11 protein-coding genes are annotated in these 13,064 nt (G+C 47.6%); 4 read left to right on the top strand and 7 right to left on the bottom strand.

What is annotated here, in order from left to right; genetic code table 11:
• Window positions 1–70: 70 nt before the first annotated feature.
• From ADIS_RS08135 to lepA, 4 genes are all read right to left on the bottom strand, one after another.
• Window positions 71–1,990 carry an OmpA family protein gene (locus tag ADIS_RS08135; protein WP_010853947.1) on the bottom strand — a complete coding sequence of 640 codons (1,920 nt, stop codon included), beginning with the start codon at window positions 1,988–1,990 and terminating at the stop codon, window positions 71–73.
• A 3-nt stretch (window positions 1,991–1,993) separates the two neighbouring features.
• Entirely contained in the window at window positions 1,994–2,620 is a 627-nt protein-coding gene (locus ADIS_RS08140; protein WP_010853948.1) for a 7-carboxy-7-deazaguanine synthase QueE, read from the bottom strand.
• Between the two features lie 61 nt (window positions 2,621–2,681).
• Window positions 2,682–3,566, bottom strand: a complete 885-nt coding sequence (gene folD, locus ADIS_RS08145; protein ID WP_010853949.1) for a bifunctional methylenetetrahydrofolate dehydrogenase/methenyltetrahydrofolate cyclohydrolase FolD — start codon at window positions 3,564–3,566, stop codon at window positions 2,682–2,684.
• 108 nt (window positions 3,567–3,674) lie between these two features.
• Complete coding sequence (gene lepA / locus ADIS_RS08150; protein WP_010853951.1) at window positions 3,675–5,468, bottom strand: translation elongation factor 4; 1,794 nt, start codon at window positions 5,466–5,468, stop codon at window positions 3,675–3,677.
• A 138-nt stretch (window positions 5,469–5,606) separates the two neighbouring features.
• Here lepA and ADIS_RS08155 point away from each other — a divergent pair, with 138 nt between their 5' ends.
• Window positions 5,607–6,209 carry a hypothetical protein gene (locus tag ADIS_RS08155; protein ID WP_035805225.1) on the top strand — a complete coding sequence of 201 codons (603 nt, stop codon included), beginning with the start codon at window positions 5,607–5,609 and terminating at the stop codon, window positions 6,207–6,209.
• 12 nt (window positions 6,210–6,221) lie between these two features.
• The gene (locus ADIS_RS08160) at window positions 6,222–6,740 is read left to right on the top strand and encodes a DUF4924 family protein (RefSeq protein WP_010853953.1); all 519 of its coding nucleotides are present in this window, start codon (window positions 6,222–6,224) and stop codon (window positions 6,738–6,740) included.
• A 191-nt stretch (window positions 6,741–6,931) separates the two neighbouring features.
• Here the strand turns inward: ADIS_RS08160 and ADIS_RS08165 are convergent, their stop codons facing one another.
• Window positions 6,932–8,866 (bottom strand): AAA domain-containing protein, encoded by a 1,935-nt coding sequence (locus tag ADIS_RS08165; protein WP_010853955.1) that lies wholly within the window; start codon window positions 8,864–8,866, stop codon window positions 6,932–6,934.
• A gap of 61 nt (window positions 8,867–8,927) precedes the next feature.
• Between ADIS_RS08165 and ADIS_RS08170 the strand changes: the two genes are divergently transcribed.
• Both ADIS_RS08170 and ADIS_RS08175 read left to right on the top strand, forming a co-directional pair.
• On the top strand, window positions 8,928–9,527 hold the full coding sequence (locus ADIS_RS08170; RefSeq protein ID WP_035805227.1) for an acyl carrier protein phosphodiesterase: 600 nt from the start codon (window positions 8,928–8,930) through the stop codon (window positions 9,525–9,527).
• Window positions 9,524–9,973, top strand: coding sequence for a hypothetical protein (locus ADIS_RS08175; protein ID WP_010853957.1), 450 nt, complete (start codon window positions 9,524–9,526; stop codon window positions 9,971–9,973). The genes ADIS_RS08170 and ADIS_RS08175 overlap by 4 nt, the downstream gene beginning before the upstream one ends.
• A 16-nt stretch (window positions 9,974–9,989) precedes the next feature.
• On the opposite strand, the gene ADIS_RS08180 is transcribed toward ADIS_RS08175, so the two are convergent.
• Both ADIS_RS08180 and ADIS_RS08185 read right to left on the bottom strand, forming a co-directional pair.
• The gene (locus tag ADIS_RS08180; RefSeq protein WP_010853958.1) at window positions 9,990–11,042 is read right to left on the bottom strand and encodes a M42 family metallopeptidase; all 1,053 of its coding nucleotides are present in this window, start codon (window positions 11,040–11,042) and stop codon (window positions 9,990–9,992) included.
• A 78-nt stretch (window positions 11,043–11,120) separates the two neighbouring features.
• Window positions 11,121–13,004: an amidophosphoribosyltransferase gene (locus tag ADIS_RS08185; protein WP_035805229.1), complete on the bottom strand. Its 1,884-nt coding sequence runs from the start codon at window positions 13,002–13,004 to the stop codon at window positions 11,121–11,123.
• Window positions 13,005–13,064: the final 60 nt, after the last annotated feature.

Below are 13,064 nucleotides of genomic sequence, written 5' to 3' on the forward strand. Positions count from 1 at the left end.
ATTGGGTTTAAAAAAAAGATAAAAGAATGTAATCGGCAAAACAAAAGAATAGCGAGACTGTTCAAAGCCACTATTGAATTACCACTTCAATTCTTCGGTTTAGTGCCCTGTTTTCATCCGAATCGTTGGGAACCATCGGGGACTTATCGCCTTTGCCAACGACGATCACCCGATCGGAGAGGATGCCCTTTTGTACCAAAAAATCCTTCACACTTTGGGCTCTTTGCAAACTGAGCCGCTCATTGTAGCCCGGATTTCCCACATTATCGGTATGCCCTTCTATGCGAATACGTATCTCTGCGTTTCTTTCCAAAAAATTGACCAATCGGTTGAGAGAGGAAACCGAGCTGCCCTGAAAGTCCGACTTATCGAATTCAAAAAAAACATTTTCAAAAATAAAGTAATTGCCACTTTCGATCGGATCGAGTGAAATCACCAGGTTATCCCGGTTTTTTAAGCTATCCTTCTCCACGTTAAAGATCTTGGGAATAAAGCCATCCCGCTCGACATATAAGCCCGTCTGTGCCTTATCCGGATATAACATCACAAACTCTCCCGTTTTTCCGTCGGACCGAAATTCGTACAGAGTACTGTCGTTATCCAGGCGAACCAAGGACAGTCGAGCATCAATAGGTAGTCCTGTCTTGCCATCCCTGACCAGCCCCTCAGTGACCAAAATCATCTCCCCTAGGTAAATCTCTCTGGGAAAATTAAACCTATACAGGAAGCTGCTGTCCAGCCGTCCCGACTGAAACAAATTTTGGGTGTAATAAGCGTAGTCCATTTGGGCCGTGATAAAAAGGGCCAATTGATCATTTTGATCATTGATCGGATACCCCAGATTTTCTGGCTCACCAAACGCGCCTCCCTCAAATCTCGACAGAAACAAATCCTTTCCCCCAAAGCCCAAATGCCCATCCGAAGCAAAAAACAGCACTTCGTTGTTGAAAAAAATGAAAGGAGATACTTCGTCTCTTTCTGTATTTATGGTGGGGCCAAGGTTTTCAGCCACTCCCCAGGAGCCATCTTCCTTCCTTCGGGAAAACCAAATATCGTTTCCACCAAATCCATCCCTGCGATTGGAAGAGAAGAAAAGAACCCGGCCATCGGCAGACAACGAGGGCTGCGAATCCCAAAAACGGGAATTGACGTTTTTGCCCATATTCACGGGCCGCTGCCAAACCCCTTTTTCCTTCTGCGATATATACAGATCGCAGCTGCCAAAGGAATCCGGCGTATCGCAAGAGGTAAAAATCAGCATATTCCCATCGGCCGAAATCGTGCAGGTACCCTCGTTAAATCGGGAATTGATGACTTGGGATATCGGCTCTGGCTCGGCCCAAGACGCATCCTCCTCCAAATAGGACACAAAAATGTCTTCATGCTCGTGATTCAGTATCCCGTCCCGCTTCGTAAACAATATTTTCTTGCTGTCCGCAGTCAAAACCGGAAAGTACTGCAGCCGAAACCGATTTAATGGGTCGGGAAGCCGCTCTTTTGTAATGTCTTTTGGCCTCAACAGCTGCTCTCCTATAAAATCCATTTGCTTGCTCCGTAGCTTAAAATGCTCGGAGCTGGTGATCGTCTCATCCAAAAACGGTAAGCTCTGCTCCATCCTCTCAATGGCAGGCTGAAAATCACCCTTTTGAAAATAGATCTCCGAAATCAAAAAACCGAACTGACCCTTGAAACGCTGCTGACCCTTTATCCTGCGCTCTCCCTTTTCGGCGATTTCCAGCGCGGCATCCGGGCTGCCTTTTCTGAGTAAAACCTGCGCGTGCCTAAGGTAAGCTTCAAAAAAATCGCTGCTCCTCTCATAGGCTGCCCGATAATTGTGCGCCGCCTCGTCCCATTGCCGCTGACCCAAAAACCGCTCTCCCTCTTCGTAGAAACGTATCGCCCGCTTGTCTATGATGGAATACTCCTGCTGGCCGATAAGTATCAACGGACAAACAAATACCGTAACACAAAGCAATAGGCGGCGTAGCATACCTTAGGGAATATTCATAAATTTATGCGTCTGTAGCGAAATCTGCCAAACGGGGTGATTTTTCGCATAAGTTATTATTTTTTCCAGTATTTCGCTAGATTTTGACCATTCAGGTTGGAGTAGCTTTACACAATTTTCCGAAACCCTCGCCGCGTGCTGCTCGGCAAAAGCAAAATCACTTCGATGATACACCACCACCTTGAGCTCATTGGCTCTTTGGTAGATATCAGGGTGCGGGGCTTTGAATTTCTTGGGTGATAAACACACCCAATCAAACTCTCCCGAAAATGGATGGGCACCCGATGTTTCCAAATTAACCTGGAATCCCTTTGCTCTAAGCAACTTGGTCAAGGGGCCCAACTCATGCATCAACGGCTCCCCACCCGTGATAACTACGAGCCTTCCCGGGTACTGAAGTGCTTCCTCGACCATGTCCTCAATACGAACCAACGGCCAACGGGAAACATCCCAAGAATCCTTAACATCGCACCACACACAGCCCACGTCACAACCGCCCAACCGTATGAAGTAAGCCGAATGTCCGGTATACCTGCCCTCGCCCTGAATGGTGTAAAATGCTTCCATCAAAGGCAGTGCAAGCCCTTGCTTCAATAATTCTGATTCCTGCATCAAATTTTTGGTAAAGCGGGTGATCGAACCGCTGTGGATACTTATTTTCTAAACGGACGGACTAGGAATAAATTTTATTCTCCGCAGCTAACAAGGTGTTATACAGCAACGAAGCAATCGTCATAGGACCCACACCGCCTGGCACCGGTGTAATAGCCGCCGCCTTGGGCGCCACCTCGTCAAACTTCACATCTCCAATCAATCGAAAGCCACTCTTTTTGCTTTCATCCGCGATTCGGTGTATGCCTACATCGATGACCACGGCACCCTCCTTGACCATATCTCCGGTAACAAATTCCGGCTTGCCCAGCGCAACAATCAGAATATCCGCCGATCTGGCAATTTCAGGAAGGTTTTGTGTGCGACTATGAGTCAGGGTAACGGTACAGTTGCCCGGATTATCGTTTCTGGCCATCAAAATACTCATAGGAGAACCTACTATATGGCTTCTTCCAATAACCACGCAGTGTTTGCCGGCAGTCTCAATACCATACCGCTTTAGCAGTTCCAAAATACCATAGGGAGTCGCGGAAACATAGGTGGGCCAATTCAACGCCATCCTCCCGACGTTTGCCGGGGTAAAACCATCCACATCTTTCTCCGGCTTGATTTTGGAGGTCACCTTTTCCACCGAAATATGCTTTGGTAGCGGCAACTGAACGATAAGTCCATCAATAGCAGGGTCTTCGTTGATACGCTGCACCTCACGGAGCAGCTCCTCTTCGGAAATCGTTGCATCCAATCGAACCAGCGTGGACTGGAAACCAACCTGTTCACAGGCCTTCACCTTGGCGCCCACATACGTTTGGCTTGCTCCATCATCCCCTACCAGCACGGCTGCCAAATGAGGGGTTTTGCCCTTCGCTTCCTTGATCTCTGTCACCCTGGCGGCTATCTCAGATTTTATTTCCTCAGCGGTTTTTTTTCCGTCTATTAAAATGGCCATCTTGTTTGTTTTTTGTCAAATGATTCAAAAAAAAGCTTCGGCGGAAGATCGGACAACGATGATTTCCCAAGTATTACCAAATAAGCTCGAAACCTTAGTGAATGATGCTTAATCCAGTTTCAGAACCGCCATGAAGGCCTCCTGTGGCACTTCTACGTTTCCAACCTGCCGCATGCGTTTTTTCCCTTTCTTCTGTTTTTCCAAAAGCTTCCGCTTACGGGAAATATCGCCGCCATAACATTTCGCCAACACGTTTTTGCGCATTGCCTTCACCGTTTCACGGGCGATAATCTTGGAACCGATCGCTGCCTGAATCGCTATTTCAAACATTTGCCTAGGCACCAACTCCTTTAGCTTCTCACAAAGCCGCTTTCCCCATTCATACGCTTTATCCCTGTGAACGATCGCCGAGAGAGCATCAACGGGTTCACCGTTCAACATCACGTCCAGGCGAACCATGTGGGATTGCTTGAAACCGATCAGCTCGTAATCCAGGGAGGCATATCCTCGGGATATCGTTTTTAACTTGTCAAAAAAGTCAAATACAATTTCCACCAATGGCATTTCAAACGCGAGTTCCACCCGTTCCGCCGTTAAGTATACCTGGTTTTTTATCTGGCCACGCTTTTCCATACACAACTGGATGACGGGCCCTACATAGTCTGCTGCGGTAATGATGGAAACCTTCACAAAAGGCTCTTCGATATGCTTAAACAGGTTGGGCTCAGGCATATCGGAGGGTGCGTTTACGATCTTGTACTGATCGTTGTTCATCAAAGCCCGAAATTGCACAGACGGCACGGTAGTAATCACCGTCATGTCAAACTCACGCTCCAACCGCTCCTGAATGATCTCCATGTGGAGCATTCCCAGAAAGCCACATCGGAAGCCAAATCCAAGTGCCGCAGAGGTCTCGGGTTCCCAAACGAGGGATGCATCGTTAAGCTGAAGCTTCTCCATCGAAGCCCTCAGCTCTTCGAAATCGGTCGTATCCACTGGATAAATACCAGCGAAGACCATGGGCTTAACGTTTTCAAAGCCTTGGATACTGGAAGAACAAGGTCGCTTTACATGGGTGATGGTATCCCCGACCTTTACTTCTTTGGCCACCTTAATACCGGAAATAAGGTAACCCACGTTACCTGCCTTCATGGTCTGTTGCGGCTTCTGCTGTATCCCCAAAATACCTATTTCGTCGGCCTCATATTCCCTTCCTGTATTAACAAACTTGATGCGATCTCCCTTGTTAATGGTGCCATTGAAAATACGAAAAATTACCTCTACCCCCCTGAAAGGGTTATAGACCGAATCAAAGATCATTGCCTGCAAAGGCTCCTCCTCATCTCCTTTGGGAGCCGGAATGCGATCCACGACGGCATTGAGGATATCTTCTATCCCGAGGCCTTCCTTGCCGGAAGCCAAAATAATATCTTCCCGGTCGCAGCCTATCAGGTCCATTACTTCATCGGCAACCACTTCCGGGTCTGCCCCGGGCAGATCGATCTTGTTCAATACGGGTATAATCTCCAAATCATGCCCAATAGCCAGATAAAGGTTTGAAATGGTCTGCGCTTCCACTCCCTGTGAGGCATCTACTATCAACAAGGCTCCCTCGCAAGCGGCAATAGAACGGGACACTTCATAAGAAAAATCCACATGGCCCGGCGTATCGATCAAGTTGAGGGTGTACTCCTCCCCCTTGTAGGTATATTTCATTTGGATGGCGTGGGATTTTATGGTGATTCCACGTTCCCGCTCCAAGTCCATATTATCCAATAGCTGATCCTGCATCTCCCGGTCTGAGACCGTGTTGGTAAACTGTAACAGACGATCTGCCAGTGTACTCTTCCCGTGATCAATATGGGCAATGATACAGAAATTTCGAATTTTTTGCATATCCATAGCGGGTGCAAAAATAGTAAATAGTTAGGGTTTTAGAATGCTAGTAAGAATTATATTCTTATCGCATCCCTTGAGTGGCAAACCTAAAATCCTTTTATTCTGTTTACAGAAAAGGCAAAATTACCCTAAATTTGACCCATGCGTTTCAGTAAGTTGAGCTATGCGATCTTTTTGTGTATGTGGGTCTGTTGCTTCCTCGCTGTAGGAGCCGAACCACTTGACAACGACGACGAAAAGGTGGCTATTACACCCAAACGAACCCTGGAATGGAAGGATTTTAAGACCGTAAAGGTAATACAGGGCAAAACCAGTATCAATGCCCTCTGTCTTAGTACCTGCGATATAGAGATCCTTAAGGTAATCCCAAAGGGAAACCACGTGATGCTGGACGTCAAGGCCATTGTAAAACACCAAAACGACCTATCACTAGTAACCGAATCCTTCTTGTCTTCCAATGACAGTGATACAAAATCTCAGGTATTGCACCACGAAAACGGCCATTTTCTGATTGCCCAGATCATCGGGTACCGCATCGTCAAAGAAGCCCAGGACTACCAGTTTCACCCCACCAATTACAAATCGCAGCTCAACCAAATCATAAACCGTCATTTTCGGTCATGGAAACAGATGGATCAACTCTATGACTTGGAGACTACCAAGCCCAGGAATCCGTCCATGCAGAAAAAGTGGGATGACTATTTTAAAAAAGAACTGGAAAAGCTGAAATCAGCCATCCGATAAACCGCCTGTTCCGTGGAATCTATTGCACATCAAAAATACACCGAGAGAATCGGCGAATACCTGCTTTACATGTACCAGATGGAGGATCTCATCCGGTCGTATCATTTTAATCTAGAGGATATCCGACAGTATGTGGTATCCCAATACCCCGTTTCGGAAGAAGAAAAGGCGAAAACCATGGAGTGGTTTGGGGATTTGTGTTCCCAAATGATAGCGGAAAACATCGAAAGGACCGGGCATTTGGCATACGTACAAAAGCATGTAGACCAACTTGCCGAACTTCATTGGCAGCTACTAAAAACAGACAGGGAATACTTCGCACTCTATCAGGATGCCAAACCCCACGTGGTCAGCCTGGTATTGGAAGCCGGTACAGCCGACCCAGGACACGAGATCCAAGTGTGCGTCCATGCGCTTTACGGCCTGTTGCTGAGCCGACTGTATGGCAAGGAAGTGCCCGAATCTATTTTAGAAGGCTCTACGCATTTTGGAAAAGTCCTTCAATACCTAGATAAGGCATATATCAGGTGAAAGTTTTATTGGCGAATAACGGTAAGGGCTAATTAGGTGGCCTTGCAATTTGACCTATCTTTGAAATGTCTACGTCGAGACTCTAGTCAAATGCGAACAAACCTCTTCTTTTTCTTTTGGCTCGCGAAGAGTTATCTCCGAAACCTCGACCGTGGAATCAGTGAGGCGATTTACGAAGGGCAAAACGCCACTCAGCTTTCGATCCATTCGTATACGCTACTGTAGCATTCTTTTTCGTCGATATAGTCGAAAAAGCGTTCGTAGAAGGGGTGGCTTGCAAGGGTTGAACTGTCCCCCACCACAATCAACTGGCGCTTTGCACGGGTTAGGGCCACATTCATCCGGCGAACATCCGATAGAAATCCGATTTCCCCTCCGGCGTTGCTCCTCACCAAACTTATCAACACGAGATCCCGCTCCTGCCCCTGAAACCCGTCTATCGTATCGATGGTCAGCTGGGACTGCAAAGAACGCAGCACCAAAAACGCATCATCTCCCGCAACCAACTCCTTTAGGTACTCTACCTGGGCACGGTAGGGAGAAATCAACCCAATATCCCGCCCTTCCTGAACAAATACCTTGGTGCCCAATCGCTTGACCAGGTCTGTCAGCAACTGAAGAATAAATCTCGCCTCTTCGTTGTTCCGTGTGCTCAAGGTCTCCTTATCGGTAAATTCCGTATAGCCGCTTCCTGCGGTGTCAATAAAGGTAAGGATTGGCTCTTCTCCTAACCGGTGAAATGCTGTATTCGGTGCGGCAAGCAGCCTGTCTTCATAGAAATACCTGCTGGAAAAACCCATGATTACTTCCGGCATACGGTATTGCATCCAAAGCATCTGGGATACCTTGGGCTGGCGCAGAATCACCTTTTCAAAAAGCGTTTCACGCAGTCCCCTTTTTGCCGCCTCTGAAGACTTGATCGTGGGTGGAAGCTGGCAATGATCACCAGCCATCACCACCTTATCGCTTACCAGCACCGGAATCCAAGTGGCAGGTTCCAGCCCCTGTGCTGCTTCGTCTATAAACACCACTGGAAAGTGCATCCCCTTGAGTACAGCCGATGACGCACCTGTCAGGGTAGTGGCAATGACCCTTGCCTGCTGCAACACACCAAAGCGGATATAATCTTCCAAAAGACCTATTTCATCCCATACCCTGCGGGCTTCATCGAAAAGCTGTTGTTTTTGGCTTCGCTCACGCACTCCGTAGTTGCGCTTGTATTTACCTGCCTGCCGTTTAAGGTCCGCGTGGGACTTTTTAAGCCGCTTCAGGTCTCGATAGGCAGGGTGCTGACCGACTTTCGCATCCATCGTCTGATCGATAATTTGATCATCCACCCTGGCCGGGTGACCGATCCGGACTGTCTCTATGCCGGTTGTCGACAATTTTTCCACCAATAGGTCAACTGCTGCATTGCTGGGAGCGCAAACCAATACCTGTACGTGACGTTTGAGCACTTCCTTCACAGCGGCTACCAACGTGGTGGTTTTTCCGGTTCCAGGAGGGCCATGAATAACCGCCACATCCCTTGCCTGAACCACGAGACGTATGGCTTCCAATTGCCCCTCATTCAAGTCAGAGGGGTATGGTTCCATAGGGCTCTCTTGCTCAAATTTCCCGGGCTGAGCACCCAGCAACACCTGTTTCAATTCCGCCAAACGTCCCGACTCCGCCCTGGAAATCCTATTCAACGCGGATTCCATCTGCCTATATGTACTTTCGTCAAACAGCAAATCTACTCCCAGCTTGCCCTCGTAAAGCCAAGCCGGCATTTCCTCGACATGGAGCGTCATCATCATGGTATCGCCTTTCACAAAGTTTACCACACCATTTATGCTATTCTTTGCCGAATCACCCTCGCCAGAGTTACAAAAAAAACACACTGATTTGCCAGATTGAAAACCATGCCCATGTCGGCTACCCAACTGCCTGACCTCCACCATGATCTTATCCGCCAATCCCGTACGAACCCGCTGTATTTGAAGCGGATAGAGACAGGTGCCCGCGTCTATCCGCTCGGCAATCGATTTACCACGCGTTTTGCTTTTGTATTGCTCCAGATCCTCCTTCCACTCTGCTTTTAAAAGATTTTTAGTGTTTAGTAATTCTTCCTGTATATTTGCCATGTTGTTTGATTACCCATCCTTTCAGTACTAGCTGTATCCAAAGTTAATTGTTTTATTCTTTGTGAATTTTCTGGCGCATGCATATTTGTCTTTTGATCATCCAGAAGTACTGGTTGGCAATTTTATAGGTGATTTTGTCAAAGGGGATCTATATGCGCAGTTTGTACCGGAAATAGTAATGGGAATCAAACTGCACCGGGAAATTGACCGTTTCACCGACCTGCATCCGTTGGTAAAGGAATCACAGCTTTTGCTAAAACCGGTTTTTGCCAGGTACTCGTCTGTGATCACCGACATGTTTTTTGACTATTTCCTCGCCAAAAATTGGCATCAACACCATACGGTGCCGTTGGAAGAGTTTGCCGAAAACACCTATAGGCTCATGGAAGCTCACAGAAACATCTTGCCAAAAAAATTCAGCGAAGCATTCAAGTACATGCAAAAAGAGAACTGGCTCGTTGCCTATGGTACCGCGGCAGGCATAAAGCGGGCCCTGACCGGGATTTCCTACCGCACTACCTTCAAATCCAATTTGGAAAAAGCCCCCTACTACCTCGAAAAACACCACAGTGAGTTTGAAGGTTATTTCAATGCCTTTTTTCCGGAATTGACTATCTTTTCTGAAAACAAATTGAAAGAACTTAAAACCCAACTACTATGATCCATTGCAGGCCCAAGACGAAAACCTATATTTCTTTGATCCTGATCGTATTGGTTTTGATTGCTGGATTGGTCTATCTTCTGTTTGATTTTTCGCGCCATCAAACCTACGGCCTCTGGTTTTATCTGATTGCCTGCCCACTGTTGACCGTCGTGTTGCTCCTGCTCCTGGTAAAAATGATGGCCGGATTCAAATTCATCTCGGCGGGAAACAACGAACTGGTTGTTCGTATTCCGCTGAAATCGCTGCGGGCCAGCTATCCCATCTCTGCCATACTTGGTTGGCAAGAGGAAGTGATAAAGGCAAATAAACGGGAATTCAAACACCTGAATATCTTGCTCGACCGCAACAACTCTTTTTCCATCAGCAACCACGAACACGAGAAGTACGAGGAACTGGCAAAATACCTCCAGAAGAAAGTCCCGAAAAAACGGATCAAAACCTGATCAGAATGCTCCTTCTTCAGTGGCTCCAGTCGAATCGGTCGACTTCTTCCAAACATGCCCGCAGCAACTCGATACTGGCGTGTATGTCCTCTTTATGGGCCATTTCGATAACCTGGTGCAGATGGCGGGTAGGGATGGAAATAGCCCCGGCTATCGCCCCTTGTTTCCCCATTCGTTGCACCCCCGCGGTGTCTGTTCCTCCCGCAGTTAGGATTTCAGGTTGCCATTTTATCCCACGCGCGGTCGCCGTCTCTTTCATAAAGGATACCATCCGGTAATCGCATATAGCTGAGGCATCCATGATTTTTATCGCCGTTCCTTTGCCCAGCTCGGTGATTTTTTCATGAGCAGCGGATCCAGGTACATCATAGGCGATGGTCGTATCCAAGCCTATGCCAAAATCCGGGTTGATCAGATGGGCAGATACATTGGCTCCGCGAAGCCCTACCTCTTCCTGTACCGTAAAGGTGGCGTAAACATCGTAGGCTGGATTATCGAGCGATCTCAATGCCTCCAACAAAATAAAAACGGCTACCCGGTTATCTATTGACTTGCAGTTAACACAGTCCCCCATCTCTATCAAGGCCCGCTCCCGGGTGATAGGATCCCCGATGGATACGTATTTTTCCACTTCTTCCTTGCCCATACCCAAGTCGATGAAAAAATCAGTGGTCTTTGGCAGCTTTTGGCGTTCTTCCTGAGTCATAACATGGATGGGCTTACTGCCCATCACCCCTATCAGATCCTGCTTTCCATGAACAATAACCCGCTGGGCGGTCAGTGTTTTGGGGTCAAAACCTCCCAAGGTATGAAAACGGAGAAATCCGTCCTGATCGATATGGGTCACGATGAAGCCGATTTCATCCATGTGCGCGGCTACCATGACGCGCTTTTTTTCGGGATTACGCTTTCCTTCTTTTACGGCGATGACATTGCCCATATTATCGACCTCAACCGTGTCCACCAACGGGCTTACCTCAGCCAAAATGAAGTCCCTGATCTGCTTTTCAAAACCGGGAGCACCGGGCAATTCACATATCTTCTTCAATAAGCCTACGTTAATACTCATGCTGTGTGTGGGGTTATGTTTTGGGAAAGCACAATATGCCAGTCAAGCCAACTACTCTTTGGGCGAACAACTCGCCGCTTATAAATAAGCCCTCACTCCCTTTCCTTCCATGTAATTCACAAAGGCCCTGTTGACCACCTTCATACCTCCATGGGTAGGGAAATTTCCCGTGAAATACCAGTCGCCCAAATGGTCTGGGCAGGAAACATTAAGGTTGGCCACGGTTTGGTAGATGACATTGACCTCCGCCTGTATCTCATCAGAGGTAATGATTTGGGCAATTTTATCGGAAATTTCCTGATCAGTGAAATTGGCGTAGATCTCTTTAACAAAGTTCTCTTCTGCATTTGGATTCGCCACGCACTTTTCATAAACCTGCTCCAGTACATACGACAAACCCCGCTCCCGAAGCAGTGCCACAGCGCCCCGGAAGGCAATAAACTCCTTCATCTTGGACATGTCAATGCCGTAACAATCCGGGAAACGGATCTGAGGCGCCGAGGAAACAATGATAATCCGCTTTGGCTTTAACTTATCCAAGGTGGTCAAAATACTCTTTTCCAGCGTAGTACCCCTTACGATGCTATCATCAATGACAACGATCGTATCCAATCCTGGACGAATCACTTCATAAGTGGTGTCATACACGTTGGCAACCATCACGTCACGGTCGTTGTCGTTGGTGATAAAGGTTCGCAGCTTTACGTCCTTGGCCACCAGCTTTTCTACCCTAGGGCGAAAGCTCAACAAATCGGCCAAATCATCCAGATGAGGCTTCCCCTCCAGCAAGACTTCCTTCCGCTTGGCACAAAGGTAATCTTCCAAGCCTTCGATCATCCCGTAAAAAGACGTCTCCGCGGTGTTGGGGATATAGGAAAAGACGGTGTTTTTGACATCAAAGTCAATGGCTTTCAGGATCTGGGGAACCAGTGCCCTGCCGAGTTTCTTTCGCTCCTGATAAATATCCGGATCCGTACCCCTCGAAAAGTAGATTCGCTCAAAGCTGCAGGATTTCTTTTCCTTGGGAGGCAAAATCTCGTACTCACCGTAAGACCCGTCTTTGTTCACTATCAGGGCATGACCCGGTTTGATCTCCTTGATCTCGCTGTACTCTATGTTAAAGGCTGTTTTAATTGGAGGCTTTTCCGAGGCGATGACCACGATCTCATCGTCGGCATAATAATAAGCCGGACGTATGCCGATGGGATCACGCACTACAAAGCTCGCTCCGTTTCCAATCAGGCCGGCCATCGCATAGCCCCCGTCAAAATCACGGCAGCTTCTGCGGAGGATACGTGCTACATCCAACTCCTGTTCTATGTACTCGGTGATGTCCTTATTGGGAATACCTCGGTACTTATCGAAAATCCGCTGGTTTTCCTCGTCCAGGAAGTGGCCGATTTTCTCCATGACCGTGACTGTATCGGTTTTCTCCTTAGGGTGCTGACCTAGTTTCACCAAGTTGCCGAAGAGCTCCTCCACATTGGTCATATTAAAATTTCCCGCCATGACCAAGTTTCGGCTACGCCAGTTGTTCTGCCTCAAAAATGGGTGGCAGGTCTCAATACTGTTTTCCCCGTGGGTCCCATATCGCAGGTGGCCCAGCCAAACCTCCCCGCTGAAGGCAACGTTTTCTTTGATCCACTCTGCGTTTTCCAAGTCTTCGTCTTTACCAATTTTCTTGGCTTTTTTGAATTTCTTGGAGATTTTCTCAAAAATGTTGGTGACTGCGTCCGACTCAATCGAGCGGTATCGGCTGATATAGCGGGTACCCGGACAGGTATTGATCTTGATATTTGCCACACCGGCCCCGTCCTGACCTCTATTGAGCTGTTTTTGCATCAATATATATAGGCGATTCGCGGCATAGAGGGGAGTCTTGTACTTATCAATGTAGTATTGAAGGGGTTTCCTAAGCCTGATCATGGCTATACCGCACTCGTGTTTGATCTGATCACTCATAGGTCTGGCGTGAAGTAATATGGGTACAAAGTTAACGTATTTTTTTAGAATTAAATTCTA

The organism is Lunatimonas lonarensis (genome assembly GCF_000390185.1).
Taxonomy (GTDB): Bacteria; Bacteroidota; Bacteroidia; order Cytophagales; family Cyclobacteriaceae; genus Lunatimonas; species Lunatimonas lonarensis.

Excerpts from the sequence above, each read along its gene's own strand:
- ADIS_RS08135 (WP_010853947.1), bottom strand. The coding sequence starts at position 1,990 with ATGCTACGCCGCCTATTGCTTTGTGTTACGGTATTTGTTTGTCCGTTG.
- ADIS_RS08140 (WP_010853948.1), bottom strand. The coding sequence starts at position 2,620 with ATGCAGGAATCAGAATTATTGAAGCAAGGGCTTGCACTGCCTTTGATG.
- folD (WP_010853949.1), bottom strand. The coding sequence starts at position 3,566 with ATGGCCATTTTAATAGACGGAAAAAAAACCGCTGAGGAAATAAAATCT.
- lepA (WP_010853951.1), bottom strand. The coding sequence starts at position 5,468 with ATGGATATGCAAAAAATTCGAAATTTCTGTATCATTGCCCATATTGAT.
- ADIS_RS08155 (WP_035805225.1), top strand. The coding sequence starts at position 5,607 with ATGCGTTTCAGTAAGTTGAGCTATGCGATCTTTTTGTGTATGTGGGTC.
- ADIS_RS08165 (WP_010853955.1), bottom strand. The coding sequence starts at position 8,866 with ATGGCAAATATACAGGAAGAATTACTAAACACTAAAAATCTTTTAAAA.
- ADIS_RS08175 (WP_010853957.1), top strand. The coding sequence starts at position 9,524 with ATGATCCATTGCAGGCCCAAGACGAAAACCTATATTTCTTTGATCCTG.
- ADIS_RS08180 (WP_010853958.1), bottom strand. The coding sequence starts at position 11,042 with ATGAGTATTAACGTAGGCTTATTGAAGAAGATATGTGAATTGCCCGGT.
- ADIS_RS08185 (WP_035805229.1), bottom strand. The coding sequence starts at position 13,004 with ATGAGTGATCAGATCAAACACGAGTGCGGTATAGCCATGATCAGGCTT.